This is a genomic window from Blautia sp. CGZ-1-C1, from assembly GCF_056504575.1.
In genome coordinates, this window is record NZ_JBWLUT010000133.1 from 1 (window position 1) to 18,088 (window position 18,088).

The window sequence follows — 18,088 nt, forward strand, 5'->3', positions numbered from 1 at the left end:
AATTCTGTGCATCGCGAAGCGTGTTGCTGGGAACGGAGTGAACAGTAACAAAAAATTCTTTTTTCTGATTTCATTATATCCCTCTGATTGATTTTTTACATCTGCAGATGTTATAATTATAGTATTCTCAGATACAGTAATCTATCAGAATAGTCCTTATTTTTTATAAAAATCGTACGCGAGGTGAATTTATGGGATTAATCAGAACAGAGCTTATGCCAGATTCTTCAGAAGTAGTTCCTTATGATCAGGCCGGAATTCCTTTGTATATCCGTGCTGCACATCTTGCTTCATATTATAATATGTGTGCTCCCTGTCACTGGCATGATGATATTGAATGGATCTATATTATCACTGGAAAAATGAGATATTATGTGAACGGAAAAAGACTTATCTTAAATGAAGGTGATTCCGTGATGGTCAATGCAAGACAGATGCATTACGGATATGCTTTTGAACAACAGGACTGCTATTTTCTCTGTATTCTGTTTCACCCTTCTTTGTTTGGGAATAACCAGATATTACAGGAAAAATATTTTCTTCCTTTTTTCGAAAACACCAGCCTGAAATTTCATCATTTTTACTCAAATGATGAAGCAGGGGTGAAAGCCGGCAGATATTTACAGGAAGTTCTCCTGTTGAAAGAAGATTCTGATTCAGGTTATGAATTAGGTGTTATAAGCTGTATGCTGGAACTATGGAGCTTTCTTATCCGCACTGATCTGCTGTCAGCTGCAAAAAATAAATCAGAGTCCGAACAGGAACTGAATATTCAGAAAGATATGGTATCCTTTATTTATCAACACTACCCTGAGAAAATATCGCTTACGGATATTGCAGCAGCCGGTCATGTGGGAAGGAGTAAATGCTGCCAGATATTCAAGCATTATATGCAGCAGTCACCTGTGGATTTTCTCAATACCTACCGATTAAAGATCAGCTGCCGTTTTCTGTGCACTACGCAGAAAAGCATAACAGAGATTGCGATCTTGTGCGGATTTAATCATTTAAGTTATTTTTCCAAATATTTTATGGAATGTTATGGATGTACGCCAAGAGAATATCGTACACTCCATGAACACGAAACACTTTTGACCTGAAAAAAAGAGACTGCTACATCTTAATGTGTAAACAGTCTCTTTTTCGCACTTTAAATATTTAGAACCCGCTGATTTATTACGTAAATCACTATTTTCTCATATTTAGTTCAATTATACTAATGCAGCACCCAGTGCTTTGCATGCTTCTGTAGCTTCATCATCCGGTTCTTCCTGGCAGATCACACTTTCGCATACAAGGTTTGCACCAGCCTCCTTGCAGGAGTCTTCCCAGTTGCGCATCCATTCGCCATCTCCCCATCCGTAAGAACCAAACAGAGCGATATTTTTGCCTTTGAGTGCATCTTTACATCCATCAAACATCGGCTCGAACTCTGTATCTTCCAGAACTTCATCTCCCATTGCCGGGCATCCAAAAGCGATTGCATCATATTCAGCTACTTTAAATCCGTCAAAATCCTCACAAGTATGAAGAACAGCCTCGCCGCCTTTTTCCTTAATTCCATCTGCAACTGCATTTGCCATTGCCTCTGTGTTTCCTGTGCTGCTCCAATAAACAACTGCTACTTTACTCATGATTAAAATCCTCCTTAAAATCTGCTTTAACAGTAATTCTCTTTCTATTTATAATAAAAAGTCATATGACTTTTCTATTATACAACTTACTTAAACAAACGTTATTTATTCCCGTACCTGTTCGATGTTATAGAAACACACCCTTGTCAAACGATGTTCGTAATTCGTTTAATTTACGATATTTACGCCGCTACTGTCAACTGGCGAACACTTCTTCCCTGGTTCCAAAGCCGAACATATACGCTGGTACATTTCTTGAATCTCGCAAAGGCTTTCACCGCTTCACATTCATTACAGTAAACTTTCCAACAGCCCACACATTTACAATTCTGCCCCGCATTTTTAATAAACCCTATCACATCCCCCAACGGATATCCAAGAAACAAACCTATCTCATGAGGGAAATCCTCACGCTGCGCAAGACGGCCTCTTAGTCTTTCCAGAGCATATGCAGATCCGTACTCTCATAGCCGTATTTCTTCATAAATTTTGCTACACCGGGTTTCTTCAGATCTCTTTCCAGGCTGGAAAAACGGCAGACATAGATCAGTGCCTTACTTTCACTCTTGCGAAGGACTGTGATGGAAACACCTTTTTCCTTTACGCATTCATTAAAATCGTCTACGCTCTTCCATAATTCTTCCTCAGATTCATATTTATATGTAAAAAGATTTCCGGTTTTAATAGATGCCAATGTAGGTGAACAATGTTCGATCACAGATTTCTCCAGCATGTCAGGTTTCCTTTCTTAAATAACATTTTTAGTTAGAATATGCTAACCATGCATTAAAAAATAAAACTTTACAAAAAAATATTTCTTATTCATTCTCTGCAAAGCTTGATTACTGTCATTCATTTCTCAGTCAGCAACTTGTTGGTACAGTGGTGTACTGACCACTTGAATTACTGCAAAATAAAACTCCAATAGTGCTTTAGTTAGTTCTATCTAACCTCGTGTTTTAATATATACTAAAATGATTCTGCTGTCAAGTTAATTTTATATAACTTTTTCTTTTATCTCAAAATCCTTTATTTGAACGCTCATTGTTTATTCGCAATATTTTATAAATATGATCTCAACCAAAAGAAGTGCGGCCAAAAGCCACACCCCCTTCTTAATTTTCTATTGTGATAACACTGCCAATTCCATCTTCTGTTCTTTTTTTATTCACTATGATCTTTTTGTCAATACGCTCTTTCAGTTCTGATACATGAGAAACAATTCCCACTAATCTGCTTCCCTGACTTAAATCTTTTAACGCGCGGATTGCCTGATCCAGTGAATCTTCATCCAGAGATCCGAAACCTTCATCCACAAACATGGTGTCCAGCTGAATTCCACCTGAATTTGACTGAATCTCATCAGAAAGACCAAGCGCCAGAGATAAGGAAGCCTGAAAAGATTCTCCACCTGAAAGAGATTTGACGCTTCGGTTGCTTCCGTTATAATGATCGATAACATCCAGTTCCAGTCCAGTTTTTCCTACTCTGCTTTTATTTTCTTTTCGCCGGATCAATTCATACTGACCACCACTCATTGTCATCAGCCGGATATTTGCTCTCGCAAGAATACGGTCAAAATACTGCATCTGAATGTAAGTTTCCAGCATGATTCTTGCCTTACCTGTTATCGTGCCATTTGCGGTATCTGACAAAGATTTCATCCATTTCCATCGGGTTTCCGTTTTCATAAGTTCGGTCTGCTGCCTGCGGACTTTTTCATACATATCACCGTTGATTTCCAGACGGGCATGAACTTCATCACGTTCTGATGAAAGTATTTTCTTTTGCTCCTGAAAACTTTCCTTCTGAATTTTTAAATCTTCTGATGAAATATTTACAGATTCTTTTAACTGTTCTGTCAAAGATGTGATTACTGAATTCAGCTCTGTCATTCTCTTCTCTAAGGCATCTTTTTTCTCTGTTATTGTCTTATAATGCAGCTCCAGTTCCTGACGTTTCTGTGTCTGGCTCTGGATCTGAGACAGGATTTCCTCTTTCGTGCGCTCTCCAAGCTCTTTTTCCATTGTCTCTTTCTGTTTCAGGAGCTGATCATATCGTGATTTCTCTGCCGCTATCTGCTGCTGATTTTGATTTATCTTATCTGTAAAAACAGTAAGATCCGTCTGTATTTTAGTGATCTGCGTCTCCAGAAGTTTTCTGTATTCCAGAAGTCCCGCCAGTTTTTCCTGCTTCTGATTCAGGAAATTCTGTTGCTCTTTCAGCCATTTTTCTGCATTCTTTCCCCTATTCACAAATAACAGCATATTATCACAATTTTGCTGATGATTTTCTTCCACCTTATCAATCTGTTGTTGTAGCAATACTAAGTTCTCGTCGCTTTTTTGCCTGTCCTCTTTATACATTGACTCAAGCAGCTGATTATCCAGCTGGCTTTGAAGCTGCTCACTGATACTCTCCTGCTGGCTTTTTCTCTTTTCAAGACTGATACGAAGTTTCTGGTATTCTTTCTCGTGCTCCTCTGATTGCAAAGTCATTTCTTCCTTTTGCTTCAAGATAGCCTGCTGAGCTTTTTTCTGCTCTTGGATTTCTTCTATCTGTATCTGAACAACGCTTTCCTGTGTCTCAAGAAGCTGCTGTGTCACTGAAACATCCTCTTTTTCCACATCCAGGTACTGTACTGCATAATTTTTGTAATTTTCCTGTAATTCTTCCTGTGAATGCTGTAACAGTCCGGCAGCTTCTCCTGCCTGCACACTTGCTGCAGAAGCTTCTTTCTCTGCCATTTCCGCAAGTTTTTTCTGCTGTTTCAGCTGTTTTTCTGTCGGTACTTTTTCTGGAATCTGTGTAAGCTTTGGATGATGGACAGAACCGCATACAGGACAAGGAATTCCTTCCTGTAAATTAGCCGCAAGAACCCCTGCCTGCGCATCCAGAAAAGCCTGTTCCATTTTATTTAAAAGATCTTTTGTTTCTGCCAGCTTCGCAGACGCGGCCAGATATGCTGCTCTTTTGCTTTCTGCCTCTTTTGCAAAATTCTGACAACGTATCTGCTGCTCTTTCATCTTTCTGATATGCTGCATTCGCTGAATCAGATTATTCTCTTTAACTTCCAGATTCTCACCAGAAATAAGTTTTTGTTCCAGCTCACCCAGATTCTTTTTTAATTTCTCAGAAAGTGTTTCTTCTTCCTCGGACTGCCTCTCCAATTCCAGAATTTTTGTATGCAGAAAATCCAGATTCCCACAATTTTTGTGGATTTCTGTATAGAGATTATCAATCTTCTCCTTCTGATAATCCGTTTCCGCTTTCTCTTTCTCAGTCTTATCTGTTGTCTGATATTCTTTTTGTTTCTCTTCCAGAATGCTGCCTGCCCCTTTTTGTTTCTCATCCAGAGACACGCTGTTTTTTTTCAGATTTTCTATCTGCGCACCGGCATCTTCCAGTTCTTTTATCAGATTTTCCAACCTTGTATAGCGATCCAGATTTTCTTTTTCTTTCTGTATGGAAAGCAACAACTGCTGAACCTGTTCTGGTTCTGTCGCAGCATTTTCTGCCTCTTCTTTTGCTTTTGTAAGCTGCGGAATCAACATTTCCATCTCTTTTTGCAGCTGTTCCCTTTTTACTTTTGCATCCGCTTCTTTATGAACCTTTCCTAAAAGCTGATTCACATCTTCCAGTTTTATATCATTCTCTTTAATCTGCTTATTTAAATCTTTCAGAACTTTTTTATCTGCTTTAAGCAGCTCTCCCAGAAGTTCCAGTCCTTCTTCCAGATTTCCCTCAAATCCATTCTTCTCAAGCAACTCCCACTGCTGTCCCAGTGTATCCTGTGCCGGATACCTGACCTGTTCCGTATATTGCTGGATACTGCGCAACAGCTCTTTATACGCCTTATCCAGACTGCCCGCCTCAAATTTCAGCTTCTCCTGAATAACCTTGTAAATATCTGTATGAAAAAGTTTCCTGAAAATATTGCTCCGCTCTTCTGTATCCGCCAGAAGCAGCTTTCTGAAATCTCCCTGCGCAATCATGGCAATCTGCGTAAACTGCTTCATATCTAGCCCAAGCAACTCTGTAATCGCCTGATTTACCTCTTTCAGCTTCGTCACCGGCGACTTCCCATCAGAAAAAGTCAGCAATGCTTCCCCCTTCTGCATCGTCATCCCAGTACCTCTGGCCTTCGGGCGCTCATAATCCGGACTCCTTTTTACCGTATACACCTTATCTTTATATTCAAAAACATATTCCGCATAAGTAGGTGCCTCCGGCTTTGCATACTTACTTCGAAGCATCGATGCCTCACGAATTCCACCGCTGGTTTCCCCGTACAGGGCAAACGTAATCCCATCAAAAATCGTAGTCTTTCCAGCCCCTGTATCTCCTGTCACCAAAAACAGTCCCTGACCTCCAAACTGCGTAAAATCAATCTCCGTTTCACCCGCATACGGTCCAAATGCAGATAACGTCAGTTTCAATGGTTTCATACTCACACCTCCTTCAGCCCCCGAATCAAATTTTCCATAAACTCCGTCTGTTCTTCCTTCATAGGCTCATTATTCAAAAGCTCATAAAATTCCCCAAACAACTCCAGCTCCGACTTCTGCTCCTGTGCCTCAACAGCCTGAACTTCCTTGTTCTCCCTGGTACGCTTATTATCGTACTCCAGCCGCATCAGATTCGGATAAATCGTACGTAGTTTCTGCAACGCCCCCGGCACATCCTCTTCATCCGTCAACGTAATCTGCAGATAATCCATCTTATTCTCCGCAGTATAACTCTCCTTCGCTGTCACTTCCATATAAGTTCCACGAACTTTTCGCATATCCCTCAAAGGAACCAATGGAACCGTACTAATCTGCACATTCCCCTTTTCTAATAGCTCCACGATTGTCACCGACTTCTTATGTTCCACTTCCGAAAAAGAATACTTCAACGGTGTCCCACTATAACGCAGCGTCTCTTTTCCCATCTTCTGCGGCCTGTGAATATGCCCCAGCGCCACATAATCAAACTCATCAAACACTTCTGCACTCACATTATCAAGACCACCCACCGAGGTCTCTTCAGAATCACACCTGTCAGCCCCAGTCACAAACTGATGCGCAACCAGAACATTTCTCTGTGAAGCATCCACCTCACATTCCTGCAAGGCAGCCGTAACACTATCCTCATAACTTTCGATATCATCCCTCTGCAAAACATGACGCACCGTCGCCGGCTTCAAAAACGGCAGAAGATAAACATTCACTAACCCATACTCATCCTCCAGCCCAACCTTCTTCACCTTCCCGTCATAAACCTGTGAAATATAAATATCACTGCTCTCAAACAACTTCGCCCCAAAAGAAAGCCTCTCCGCCGAATCATGATTTCCACTGATCATATACACCGGCATCTTCAACTTCGCCAGCCTCGTAATAAACTCATCAAACAATTGCACCGCCTCCGCCGACGGCACCACCTTATCATAAACATCCCCGGCAATCAGAATCCCATCAACACGCTGTTCTTCAAAAATTCCCAGCATCTGATCCAATATATACCTCTGATCCTCCAACATAGAAAAATCATGCACTCTTTTCCCAATATGCAGATCCGCAATATGTGCAAACTTCATCAATACACCCTCTCCCATTCAAAATAGCAACCCCCGCAGGGGACTTACTTGATTCGGTTAATATATCTATAAATTGATTTTTGAATCAATAATCAAGATATCAACTTATTGATACCACTCCCATTACTTAATTTATACCTTCAGAATATTTCTGCTTTCCCTATATTCCTCCGGAATCTCTTCCGTCAGAATACATCCATCTGCAAATTCCCCAAATGTCACAGAACTCACCTGTCCAAACTTAGTCGTATCTGCCAGAACATACACATCTTTGCACTGTTTCATCGCTGTGCTCTTCACGATTGCCTCATTGGCATCCGGTGTTGTGAAGCCCTCTCTTTTCGCGATTCCATTCGTTCCAAAGAAGCCTTTGGTGAAATGATACATCTGGATCATCTGCATCGCCTGGCTTCCGACAACCGCCTCTGTAGAACTCTTCAGTTCTCCCCCGATCAGGTAGACGCGAATCCCCATCTTCGCCAACGTCTGCGCATGGGATACTGCATTTGTGACAAAGGATGCCTGTGTACCTTCCAGATATTCTAACATCAGCCCTGTGGTAGTTCCTGCATCCAGATAAACAAAGTCATCCGGTAAAATAAGACTGGCTGCATATTTTGCTATCTTTTTCTTTTCTTCTTTATTTAGTTCTGATTTCTGCGCTACTGTGGGTTCGTAGGCAGTTACCTTGTGATTTAATGCCACTGCCCCGCCAAAAACTTTGGTAAGCTTTCCTGCTTTATCCAGCGCTGTGATATCTCTGCGCACTGTGGACTCTGATGCATCCAGAAGTTCTTTCAGTTCCGTAACAGTGATACTCTTTTTTTCCTCCAGAAGCCTCAGAATAATTTCATGTCTCTGTTCTGTCAGCATACTGTGCCTCCATTTATCTATTTTAATTCAAATATTATAAACCCCATCGCCAAAGGCGATTTTCAATGAGCTTTACCTGATGATTATATTCTCTATTTCATTATAACAGAAACAGGAGATGATTGCATCATCTCCTGTCCCTCTTATTCCTTATATTTAATTCCGCTAATTACAGATTCTCCTGCATAAATTTGCTTACTGCTTCGTATGCTGCTTCTTCATCAGCACCTTCGATTGTGAATGTTACTTCATGACCTTTCTTAACGCCAAGTCCCATCAGTGCAAGAAGTTTTCTGCAGTCTACTTTCTTTCCTTCTTTTTCGATAGATACTGTAGATTCAAAACCTTTTACCAGTTTTACAAGTTCTCCTGCCGGACGTGCATGAATTCCTTCGTTGTCTGTGATTACGTACTTAAATTCTTTCATTTTTAATATCCTCCATATCTTTGTTTTGTTTTTTACCTGTTTGATTCATATACCGATAACCGGTAGATAAACCTGTCAGGTTTTGTTTCATTTCACTGTCTATGCAATCTTCTTTTTTAACAGGCCAAGCAGGACTGCTGAGATTACAGTTCCCACAACTAATGCCACCAGATACATTACTGCATTTCCAACTACAGGGAATACGAAGATTCCACCATGTGGTGCCATCAGTGTACAGTTAAATGCCATGGAAATAGCGCCTGCTACAGCAGATCCGATGATGCAGGATGGAAGTACATGAAGCGGATCAGATGCTGCGAACGGAATCGCACCTTCTGTGATAAATGCAAGGCCCATGATAAAGTTTGTCGGACCTGCGTCTCTCTCTTCTTTTGTGAACTTATCCTTAAACAGCAGTGTTGCCAGTGCGATTGCACAAGGAGGTGTCATGCCACCGATCATAACTGCTGCCATGATATCATAGTTACCTGCTGCAATAGCAGCTGTTCCAAATACATATGCTGCTTTGTTGAACGGGCCGCCCATATCGATTGCCATCATTCCACCAAGCACCATACCTAACACTACTTTACTAGAACTTCCCATTCCTGTCAAGGCATTGTTCAGTCCTGTGTTGATACCACCCATGATCGGTTCTACGATAAATGTCATTAAGAGTCCCATAACAAGGATTCCGACTACAGGGTAGATCAGAACAGGTGCGATTTTCTCTAATGCTTCAGGAAGTTTGTCACATAATTTACGAAGTCCAAGAATCAGGTATCCTGCTACAAAACCTGCAAGCAATGCACCAAGGAAACCAGATTTTCCGTTAGCTGCCATCATACCGCCAACCAGACCAAGCGCAAGTGCAGGTCTGTCACCGATTGCCATAGCGATAAATCCTGCAAGAATCGGGAGCATAAATCCAAATGCTGTTCCACCAATATTCTTAAACAACGCAGCTACCGGTGTGATCGTACCAAAGTTTGCTCTCTGGTCTGCCGGAAGTGCACTTAAATCTACACTCAATCCATCGATCAGGAATGCGATCGCGATCAGAATACCGCCGCCTACAACTAATGGAAGCATATGAGATACGCCGTTCATCAGCTGCATATATATTTTATGCCCTACACCGCCGCCGGATTTCGTATTAGAGGAAGATGACTGTGAACCGGCTGCCGCATGATAAACGGGCGCATCTCCGTTAATTGCTCTCTCAATCAGCTGTTCTGCTTTGCTGATTCCATCTGATACCTGACATTCAATTACTTTTTTACCATCAAATCGTTCCATCGGAACTTTGGCATCTGCTGCAACAATAATACAATCTGCTTCTGCAATTTCCTGATCTGTCAGCACATTCTTTGCACCACCGGATCCACGGGTTTCAATCTTCACAAAGCAGTTCTTTACTTTTGCAGCTTTTTCAATTCCTTCTGCTGCCATGTACGTATGTGCGATACCGGTAGGACAGGAAGTAACCGCAAGGATCTTCGCCTGTGTTCCTTCTGCTGATCCGGTATCTGCCAGTCTCTCATCAATATCTTTCTTTTCACTGTCTGCCCTGTCAATAATGTCCATAAACTCATCTACAGAAGATGCGTTGCGAAGAGATTCTGTAAACTCCTCATCCATCAGCATCACAGAAAGCTTACTGAGTACATCCAGGTGAATGTTATCCTCTGTATTCGGTGCTGCGATCAGGAATAATAAGGTTACAGGTTCGTCATCCAGTGCTTCAAACTCTACACCATTTTTGATGACCATTGCCGCAAGTCCCGGCTTCTTAACTGCATCACATTTACCATGAGGAATGGCAATTCCTTCGCCGATACCTGTCGTGCTCTCTTCTTCTCTTAAATATACCTGTTTACGATAAGCCTCACGGTCGCTGATTTTCTCACTCTTTACCATCAGATCAACTGCCATATCCAGAGTTTCTGACTTTGTTTTCGGAGCAGCTGTCAGCGATACGCTTCGTCTGTCAAGCAAATCTGTTATTCTCATCTTTTCTTCTCCCTTTATTATTTTCCGGTTATCTGACCATAAACCGCTTCTATTTCTTCCTTTGTTGCAAGATTTTCAGAAAATGCACTTGCACTTCCTGCCGCAATTCCCATGTGGAATGCATGTTCGTAATCCTTCTTCTCCATCCAGCCTGCAACGAATCCTGCTACCATGGAATCTCCTGCACCCACACCATTGACCAGTCTGCCTTTCGGTGCAGGTTCTTCAAATACCTGTCCGTCCTCTGCTATCAGAACCGCACCTTCGCCAGCCATGGAGATCAGCACATTTCTTGCACCTTTTTCCTGAAGTTTCTTTCCATAAGGAATTACATCTTTTCTTGTTTTTAATTCTACACCGAAGATCTCGCCCAGTTCATGATTATTTGGTTTTACAAGGAATGGATGATATTTCAGGACATTGACCAGAAGATCCTTTGTGGCATCAACTACGATCATCACACCTTTTCCATCCAGCCTTGCCATGATCTGTTCATACATGTCATCCGGCATAGAAGATGGAATGCTACCTGCCAGGAAAAGTACATCGCCTCCTCCAAGCTCCTCCAGCTTCTTCATCAGTTCCTCTACTTTATCCTTGCTGATCACCGGTCCTGCACCATTGATCTCGGTTCCGTCAATAGATTTCAGTTTCAGATTGATCCTTGAAACCCCTTCACTAATCTGAATGAACTCAGATTTCGCTCCCATCTCATGTAATCTACGGATAATTTCTTTCCCTACAAACCCTGCAGTAAATCCAAGTGCAGTGTTCTCAATCCCAAGATTCATAAGGACTGTGGAAACATTAATTCCCTTTCCCCCCGGAAGCATCAGTTCTGAACTTGTTCTGTTTGTCAGTCCCAGTTTAAAATCATCTACCGAAACGATGTAGTCCAGAGATGGATTAAAAGTTACTGTGTAAATCATCTCTTCTTTCCCTCCCGTTTTATATTGATATACTTTCGAACTCTTTATTGCACTTGCCCAAAAAGATTCCAAGAGCACATATTGTCATGTCTTTTCTGCGTGTTCGTGACTGTTTTTTGTTTACGGTCTTAGTATAATGTCATATTCGCTCAAAGTCAATCAAACTAATTCATAAAAATAATGACTGATTTTGGTTAACTTTGCACAAAATAAAGTCATAATCAAGCAAACGCAAGCAAAAAAATCCTCTGATCAGGATTGCTATAAATTCCATAATCAGAGGATTTACTGTTTTCTGTTCTTTTATTACTTTTGATTTCTTACATTTTATGCTTTTCTGCTGCAAAAAATGTTTTTGTTTCTTTTACGATCACTCCGCTTAATGCGAACAATGCGATCATATTCGGAATCGCCATCAGTCCGTTGAAGATATCTGCGATCGTCCATACAGCACTTACTGTCATATACGGTCCGATAAACACTGCCAGAATGTAAAGCCAGCGGTATGTAAGGATTGTTTTCTTATGTCCGTTTGTCAGATATTCCAGACATCTTTCACTGTAATAATCCCATCCAAGAATCGTAGTAAATGCAAAGAATACCAGACAGATCATTAATACAAATGCAGAAACCTGTCCAGGGATCGGAAGTCCGTGCTGGAATGCATAGGTAGTTACCTGAACACCTTCCAGACCTTCTACCTGCCATGCACCTGTCAGTACGATGGAAAGACCTGTCATTGTACAGATCACGATGGTATCAATAAATGTACCAGTCATACTTACAAGGCCCTGACGTACAGGCTCTTTTGTCTGAGCTGCTGCCGCTGCGATAGGCGCACTACCAAGACCTGCTTCATTTGAGAAGATACCACGAGCCACACCTTTCTGCATGGATACGATCATTGTTCCTACCACACCGCCTGTCACTGCTGACGGATTAAAGGCTCCCTTCACAACTGTAACGATTGCTGCCGGAATCTCTGTAATGTTTAAAAGAATCAACGCAACACTGAAGATCAGATAAATCACCGCCATAAACGGTACAATAATCTGGCTGACTGTTGCAATTCGTTTCAGACCTCCGATGAGGATTGCTGCAACACAGGCTGCAAGGATCAGGGAAGAAATTACAACTGCCCAGGAATACTCTCCAAGGAATGGGATATTCACGCAGTTTGATTTGTTCGGATCAAAGAAATTCTGAACTGCACTGGAAATACCATTTACCTGGCTGAATGTACCGATTCCGAAAAGGCCTACACATACGCCAAAGAATGCAAAGATCTTTGCAAGCCATTTCCATTTTGTTCCCATACCTTTCTCAATGTAATAGAAAGGACCGCCAAGGCTGTGACCGTCTTCTGCTACCACACGGTATTTCACTGCAAGAAGACCTTCAGAGAATTTTGTTGCCATTCCGAAGAATGCTGCAAGAATCATCCAGAATAAAGCTCCGGGACCACCGGCGCAGACAGCAGTTGCAACACCGACTATATTACCGGTTCCGATTGTAGCGCTCAGTGCTGTACATAAAGCTGCGAAGCTGGAAATCTCACCATCGCCTTCTTCTTCGTTTTTAAACATCCATTTTAATGCAAGGGGGAGTCTTCGTATCTGAAGAAGTCCGAGTCTGACAGTTAACAGGATACCACCTGCCATGATCAGGACCATAAGGGGTACGCCCCAGACCAGATTGTCTACTGTTGTCAAAAAAGAATTGATCGCTTCCCACATAATAATAAATCTCCTTTTTCTTTTAAAAAGTGTAATATATTGTACAGCTGGGAAACAAAGTAATAACAGACCGTTTCAAAAATCAGAAGTTCAGAAAATACTGTTCATATATTTAAAATGAATCAGCAGGGATGATAAAGCATCCTCTGTCCTTTTGCCTGAGAGATTCAAAACACGGATCAGATAACCAGTTGTGGGAAGTTATCCACATTCCATGTTATTTGCACCTTCGGCCCCCGATCTAACGGGTGTCTCCAGAGAAACGATCCATTTGCAGTTCTTCCCTGCATCCAGGGAACCTGAGAGTTTTACTCCTTCGGCGGGTATAGCCTTTTGTGTGGCTTCCTCTTTCCTGCAAACTTCACCTCGTTAATTGCTGTTACTGTGGTATACTATAGCTCTTAAATTTGAACTCGTCAATAGAAAATTAAACTTTTATAAAAAAAGTATAAAAATTGTTACTGTGAACGGAGTGAACAGTAACTAAAAATTTACGCATCAGCCATATCAGCCGCAAACAGTGCTGCGCCAAGTGCACCGCAAAGCTGAGCTTTGTCACTGATTACCAGCTTTGTTCCAAGCTTCTCTTCCAGTGTCTTTACCAGACCCTTATTCTTAGAAACACCACCGGTCATCATATATTTCTCCTCACCGCCCACACGTCTGGTAAGAGCTGCGGTTTTTACAGCAACCGCCTTATTCAGACCATGGACAATATCATCTGTTGCCTTATTCTGGGCGATCAGAGATACAACTTCTGATTCTGCAAACACTGTACACATACTGGAAATTGTAATATCTTCTTTGAATTCCAGCCCACATTCGCTCATCTGATCCAGATTCATTTCCATGGTACGTGCCATCATTTCCAGAAATCGTCCGGTTCCTGCCGCACATTTGTCATTCATAACAAAGTTTGCAACTGCACCGTTCTCATCCAGTCGGATCACCTTGCTGTCCTGTCCGCCAATGTCAATAACAGTACGGACTTCCGGATTCAGGAAATGCGCACCTCTTGCATGGCAGGTGATCTCTGTGATACTCTTATCACCATTTTTAATAGCTGTACGTCCGTATCCGGTAGTAACCAGCGCATCAATATCTTCTCTCTGCAATCCGGCCTCTTTCAATGCCTCTGCAAGGGCACGGTCTGCTCCAATAGCAGCTCCTGCTCCTGTAGGCAGGATAATACTGGTCACAATCTCATGATCTTTATTTAAAATCACCACATCTGTACTGGTAGAACCACTGTCAATCCCTGCGAAATAGCCTTTTCCCATTTTTCTCTCTCCTTTTGTGTCGACCTCTATGGTCTGCTCCAGTGTTTCAGGCTGAATACTCTCTGCAAAAGCTTCCAGTCTGGTAAGAAGCTGACCACTGCTCTGAATGGTATAATCTGATTCAATCTTTAAAAGAGGTACTTCTGTATGGTTCTTGATATCTGCATATTCGAAGCTGTAAAAATCACAGAACTTCACTGTATGATAAATAATTCCTGCAACAGACGGATCATTATAAAGCTTCTTACGGCCTGTGGGGTCCATCATACGCATACATGGAATCTGCCCCAGGATCTCACCTGCATACCAGTCCATCAGTTCATCAAAAGAAGCGTCCTCCGGTGGAAGTATATTTCCCACAGAGCGGTTATGCACACAGGTATCATTCTCTACTGGAAGGGGCATAGCTTTACTGGTCATTTCAAATAATTCCTGCCCCATTCTGGCACCAAGCACTGCAATATGAGGCTTTGTGATTTTTTCCTGTACATGGAAAGCAGCCCGGAATTTTCCGGCATCAAACTCTGTACCTTTATACTGCGCATAAGCCTCCGCCAGACCTTTTAACTGTGCAGCCATACGCTCTCTGCTGCAGGCACTGTCACAGTGAAGCACATCCAAAATATAAAGAAAATCCAGCTTACCACTTTCCAGCAGAATGTCATAAACACTTCGGATGGTATCACAGCAGCTCACCAGAACAAGTTCCTTGATTTTTCCCTCCATGACTCCTTCCAGAAGTGTTTTTCCAAAGCCACAGATATTGGGATGTGAAACCTGATCAGCCAAGTCAAAACCATCCGGCATATGGTTAAAGTTCTCACATTCCCCGCCAAGAGATTCCAGAAGCTCAATGGGGGTATATTTACAGACATAATATGTTTTATTCATTTTCGGCACCTCCCAGCATTTCCAGAAAAGCTCCCAGCCTGGTGGAAGTCTGTCCTTCTCCTCCATGGCTTCGATCACACCCGTCACCGTCCAGGATCAAAAGGGGCAGACCGGCTTCCTCGAACTTCTTCTTTGCAAGCTGTGCTGCACCAAGGGTGTGCTTGCATCCCCAATGTCCAAACCACACAGCACCGTCTGCTCCTGCCTGTTTCGCATGACGGATGCCGGCTTCAATCCTTCTAAGGGCACTTCCGTTCAGTGCATGATATACCATTCTCCTCGCCATCGCTTCAAAGGGGTTCTCAGGATCAAAGTCCGGCTCACAGGTTTCTGCAAGTTCACATCCCACAATCTGGGCTTTCTCGCTGAAGCAAAGCTCCTGGCGCACTGCATCCGACCAGAACGGAATGGTATGCATCCAGTAAATGTGTTTCCCTTTCGCTGCCGGTGCTTTCTTAATATCTTCAAGAAGCATCTGTGTATACTTTTCTTCTTCTGCTGTTCCAAGAAGGATATTGTTGGTCATTCCTGCATATAACGGTGTGACCAGATCAGAGGGCACATATCTGTCCGCACGCAGCTGCTGATATTTCCTATAATTTTCCAGAGTCCGCTTACTGCAGACAAGGCGTTCCTTTAATCTGTCCTCAGAGATTGTTTTTCCTGTATTTTTTTCCAGAAATACTTTTAAATCCCTTAACTGATCTGCCACATACTGTACATTCTCTTTCGTCTGATTCCATGGTACATCAATGGCAAATACAGGTACCTGGTAGAAATCTGCCAGGGTACGGAATGTAAGCAGGTTGGCATCGCAGGTCAGGTTGGTATAAACAATACATTTGGGCTTTGGCAAAAGTCCTTTCTGCGCTGCACCCAGAAATGTCTTATGATAACTGCACAATGTCTCTGCAATTCCCTGATTCTCTGCCTGCTGTAAAAATGCTCTCTCCGCTTTGCTTGCAGAAAGATAGCAGGAAAATCCCTCTACATTATAGGGATGTAATCCCACCTCCTGCATCATTTCGCAGGGAGTAAAAATACTTACAATAACAGAATCTTCCGGTTTCTGAAGGGGACGCAGCATGGTATCCATCATCAGATTTGCAAGATGCCTGTCTGCAGGCATCAGTCTCTTGTCCTGCATATAACGGAACTTCAGATTCTGTGCTTCCCAGCCGGTTTTTAGCAGCCAGCGGGCTGAGTCTGGCTTTGTATTAGTCAAATTTTCAACATAATGACCAAATGTCTCAATAATCTGCATAATTTTCTTCCTCATTATGGTGATGATAATTTATCAGTTGTTGGCGCACAAATAGCGCTACGGAATATTTTAGTAATATCTTTTTTTCAAGTCAAGCTGAATTTTCTCCAAAGTTCACCTGTTTTTGTACATTTTTCTTGACAAAAAAGTCTTAAATGATACACTTTTGAATGTATTATTTTTCAAAAAAGGCAGAAATAATATAGGAAAGATTTTTACGAAAGGAAGGAATTTTTAAAATGCGTTCATTGGCAGTTTATTTAAAAAACTACAAAAAAGAAAGCATCCTGGCGCCATTTTTTAAATTTCTGGAGGTTGTATTTGACCTGATCGTTCCTATCGTCATTGCACAGATCATTGACGTAGGTATTGCAAACCATGACAACAAATACATTGTCCAGAGATTTTTTATTCTTATTTTAATGGCAGCTCTTGGTCTTGCCAGTAGCATTACAGCTCAGTTCTTTGCAGCCAAAGCCAGCGTAGGCTTTGCCACTAAATTAAGACAGGCAGTTTATGACCATATACAGCGTCTGTCTTTTACAGAGCTGGATACTCTTGGAACAGATACTCTTATCACAAGACTCACCGATGATGTCAATCAGATTCAGAACGGATTAAATATGGGACTTCGTCTTCTTCTTCGAAGTCCGTTTATTGTACTTGGTTCCATGGTCATGGCATTTACTATCGACTTTAAATGTGCCCTGGTTTTTGCTGTTGCGATCCCGTTTCTGTTTCTGGTTGTCTTTGTTATTATGTTTCTCAGTATTCCTCTGTTCAAAAAGGTACAGGGAAAACTGGATACAGTAACCGGACTGACCAGAGAAAACCTTACAGGCGTCCGCGTTATCCGTGCATTCTGCCGTGAGAAGGAGGCTGTTGCAGAATTTGATACCCGCAATCAGGAGCTGACAAAGTTAAATCTCTTTGTAGGAAAGCTTTCCGCTTTGTTAAATCCGGTCACTTACGTACTGATCAATATTGCCACTGTCATCCTGATCCAGAAAGCAGGAGTAGAAGTAAATCTGGGCGGTATGCAGCAGGGACAGGTGGTTGCCCTTTATAACTACATGGCTCAGATGATCGTGGAGCTGATCAAGCTTGCCTCCCTGATCATCACTCTGAACAAATCCGCAGCATGTGCAGGACGTGTGGCAGATATCCTGAAAGTGAAATCTACTATGAACTACCCGTCTTCCTCCACATATTCTACTCAGACATCGAAGGACCTTGCAACAGCAGCTGCTGATGCTTCACTTTCTGAAAATGCCGTTGTATTCAATGATGTAACCTTTGAGTACAGCAAAGCCGGTGCCCCCAGTCTTTCCCATATCAGTTTTTCTGTAAAAAAGGGCCAGACAGTAGGTATTATCGGTGGTACAGGAAGCGGAAAAACCACTCTGGTAAATCTGATTTCCAGATTCTATGATGCCAGCAAAGGATCCGTTCTGCTGGAT

At 42.1% G+C, this 18,088-nt stretch carries 14 protein-coding genes and 1 riboswitch; of the genes, 2 read left to right on the plus strand and 12 right to left on the minus strand.

The genetic code is table 11. The features are described from left to right. Positions 1-191 precede the first annotated feature (191 nt). A complete protein-coding gene (locus AC058W_RS13025) occupies positions 192-1,100 on the plus strand; it encodes an AraC family transcriptional regulator (RefSeq protein WP_117675323.1) in 909 nt (302 codons plus the stop codon). 111 nt (positions 1,101-1,211) lie between these two features. Here AC058W_RS13025 and AC058W_RS13030 read toward each other — a convergent pair whose 3' ends face one another. The 12 genes from AC058W_RS13030 to AC058W_RS13085 form a co-directional block, all read right to left on the minus strand. Then, positions 1,212-1,634, minus strand: a complete 423-nt coding sequence (locus tag AC058W_RS13030) for a flavodoxin (RefSeq protein ID WP_479390166.1) — start codon at positions 1,632-1,634, stop codon at positions 1,212-1,214. Between the two features lie 182 nt (positions 1,635-1,816). After that, the gene (locus AC058W_RS13035; protein WP_479390170.1) at positions 1,817-2,077 is read right to left on the minus strand and encodes a DUF3793 family protein; all 261 of its coding nucleotides are present in this window, start codon (positions 2,075-2,077) and stop codon (positions 1,817-1,819) included. Next, positions 2,065-2,367 carry a DUF3793 family protein gene (locus AC058W_RS13040; RefSeq protein WP_479390167.1) on the minus strand — a complete coding sequence of 101 codons (303 nt, stop codon included), beginning with the start codon at positions 2,365-2,367 and terminating at the stop codon, positions 2,065-2,067. The genes AC058W_RS13035 and AC058W_RS13040 overlap by 13 nt, the downstream gene beginning before the upstream one ends. Positions 2,368-2,749: 382 nt before the next feature. After that, complete coding sequence (locus AC058W_RS13045; protein WP_479390168.1) at positions 2,750-6,082, minus strand: AAA family ATPase; 3,333 nt, start codon at positions 6,080-6,082, stop codon at positions 2,750-2,752. Between the two features lie 2 nt (positions 6,083-6,084). Then, positions 6,085-7,215 (minus strand): exonuclease SbcCD subunit D, encoded by a 1,131-nt coding sequence (locus tag AC058W_RS13050; protein ID WP_118591705.1) that lies wholly within the window; start codon positions 7,213-7,215, stop codon positions 6,085-6,087. Between the two features lie 132 nt (positions 7,216-7,347). Then, complete coding sequence (locus AC058W_RS13055) at positions 7,348-8,088, minus strand: DeoR/GlpR family DNA-binding transcription regulator (protein ID WP_117675331.1); 741 nt, start codon at positions 8,086-8,088, stop codon at positions 7,348-7,350. Positions 8,089-8,257: 169 nt separating this feature from the next. Further along, a complete protein-coding gene (locus tag AC058W_RS13060) occupies positions 8,258-8,515 on the minus strand; it encodes an HPr family phosphocarrier protein (protein WP_117675333.1) in 258 nt (85 codons plus the stop codon). Between the two features lie 99 nt (positions 8,516-8,614). Then, on the minus strand, positions 8,615-10,528 hold the full coding sequence (locus tag AC058W_RS13065) for a PTS fructose transporter subunit IIABC (protein ID WP_118591691.1): 1,914 nt from the start codon (positions 10,526-10,528) through the stop codon (positions 8,615-8,617). A 17-nt stretch (positions 10,529-10,545) separates the two neighbouring features. Then, positions 10,546-11,457 (minus strand): 1-phosphofructokinase, encoded by a 912-nt coding sequence (gene pfkB / locus AC058W_RS13070; protein WP_118633240.1) that lies wholly within the window; start codon positions 11,455-11,457, stop codon positions 10,546-10,548. 320 nt (positions 11,458-11,777) lie between these two features. Next, entirely contained in the window at positions 11,778-13,193 is a 1,416-nt protein-coding gene (locus tag AC058W_RS13075; protein WP_117675339.1) for an alanine/glycine:cation symporter family protein, read from the minus strand. A 136-nt stretch (positions 13,194-13,329) separates the two neighbouring features. Continuing rightward, positions 13,330-13,461, minus strand: a riboswitch (glycine riboswitch). A gap of 223 nt (positions 13,462-13,684) precedes the next feature. After that, positions 13,685-15,364, minus strand: coding sequence for an acyl-CoA dehydratase activase (locus AC058W_RS13080; RefSeq protein WP_118633239.1), 1,680 nt, complete (start codon positions 15,362-15,364; stop codon positions 13,685-13,687). Further along, positions 15,357-16,628, minus strand: coding sequence for a 2-hydroxyacyl-CoA dehydratase subunit D (locus AC058W_RS13085; protein ID WP_118591697.1), 1,272 nt, complete (start codon positions 16,626-16,628; stop codon positions 15,357-15,359). Before AC058W_RS13085 ends, AC058W_RS13080 begins: the two co-directional genes overlap by 8 nt. A gap of 239 nt (positions 16,629-16,867) precedes the next feature. Here AC058W_RS13085 and AC058W_RS13090 point away from each other — a divergent pair. Next, on the plus strand, positions 16,868-18,088 hold a 1,221-nt coding region (locus tag AC058W_RS13090; protein ID WP_479390169.1), incomplete at its 3' end, for an ABC transporter transmembrane domain-containing protein.

What these genes read in the sequence shown, in the direction of transcription:
- AC058W_RS13065 (WP_118591691.1), bottom strand. Translation starts at nt 10,528, where the DNA reads ATGAGAATAACAGATTTGCTTGACAGACGAAGCGTATCGCTGACAGCT.
- AC058W_RS13060 (WP_117675333.1), bottom strand. Translation starts at nt 8,515, where the DNA reads ATGAAAGAATTTAAGTACGTAATCACAGACAACGAAGGAATTCATGCA.
- AC058W_RS13085 (WP_118591697.1), bottom strand. Translation starts at nt 16,628, where the DNA reads ATGCAGATTATTGAGACATTTGGTCATTATGTTGAAAATTTGACTAAT.
- pfkB (WP_118633240.1), bottom strand. Translation starts at nt 11,457, where the DNA reads ATGATTTACACAGTAACTTTTAATCCATCTCTGGACTACATCGTTTCG.
- AC058W_RS13055 (WP_117675331.1), bottom strand. Translation starts at nt 8,088, where the DNA reads ATGCTGACAGAACAGAGACATGAAATTATTCTGAGGCTTCTGGAGGAA.
- AC058W_RS13025 (WP_117675323.1), top strand. Translation starts at nt 192, where the DNA reads ATGGGATTAATCAGAACAGAGCTTATGCCAGATTCTTCAGAAGTAGTT.
- AC058W_RS13040 (WP_479390167.1), bottom strand. Translation starts at nt 2,367, where the DNA reads ATGCTGGAGAAATCTGTGATCGAACATTGTTCACCTACATTGGCATCT.
- AC058W_RS13045 (WP_479390168.1), bottom strand. Translation starts at nt 6,082, where the DNA reads ATGAAACCATTGAAACTGACGTTATCTGCATTTGGACCGTATGCGGGT.
- AC058W_RS13030 (WP_479390166.1), bottom strand. Translation starts at nt 1,634, where the DNA reads ATGAGTAAAGTAGCAGTTGTTTATTGGAGCAGCACAGGAAACACAGAG.
- AC058W_RS13075 (WP_117675339.1), bottom strand. Translation starts at nt 13,193, where the DNA reads ATGTGGGAAGCGATCAATTCTTTTTTGACAACAGTAGACAATCTGGTC.
- AC058W_RS13080 (WP_118633239.1), bottom strand. Translation starts at nt 15,364, where the DNA reads ATGAATAAAACATATTATGTCTGTAAATATACCCCCATTGAGCTTCTG.
- AC058W_RS13050 (WP_118591705.1), bottom strand. Translation starts at nt 7,215, where the DNA reads ATGAAGTTTGCACATATTGCGGATCTGCATATTGGGAAAAGAGTGCAT.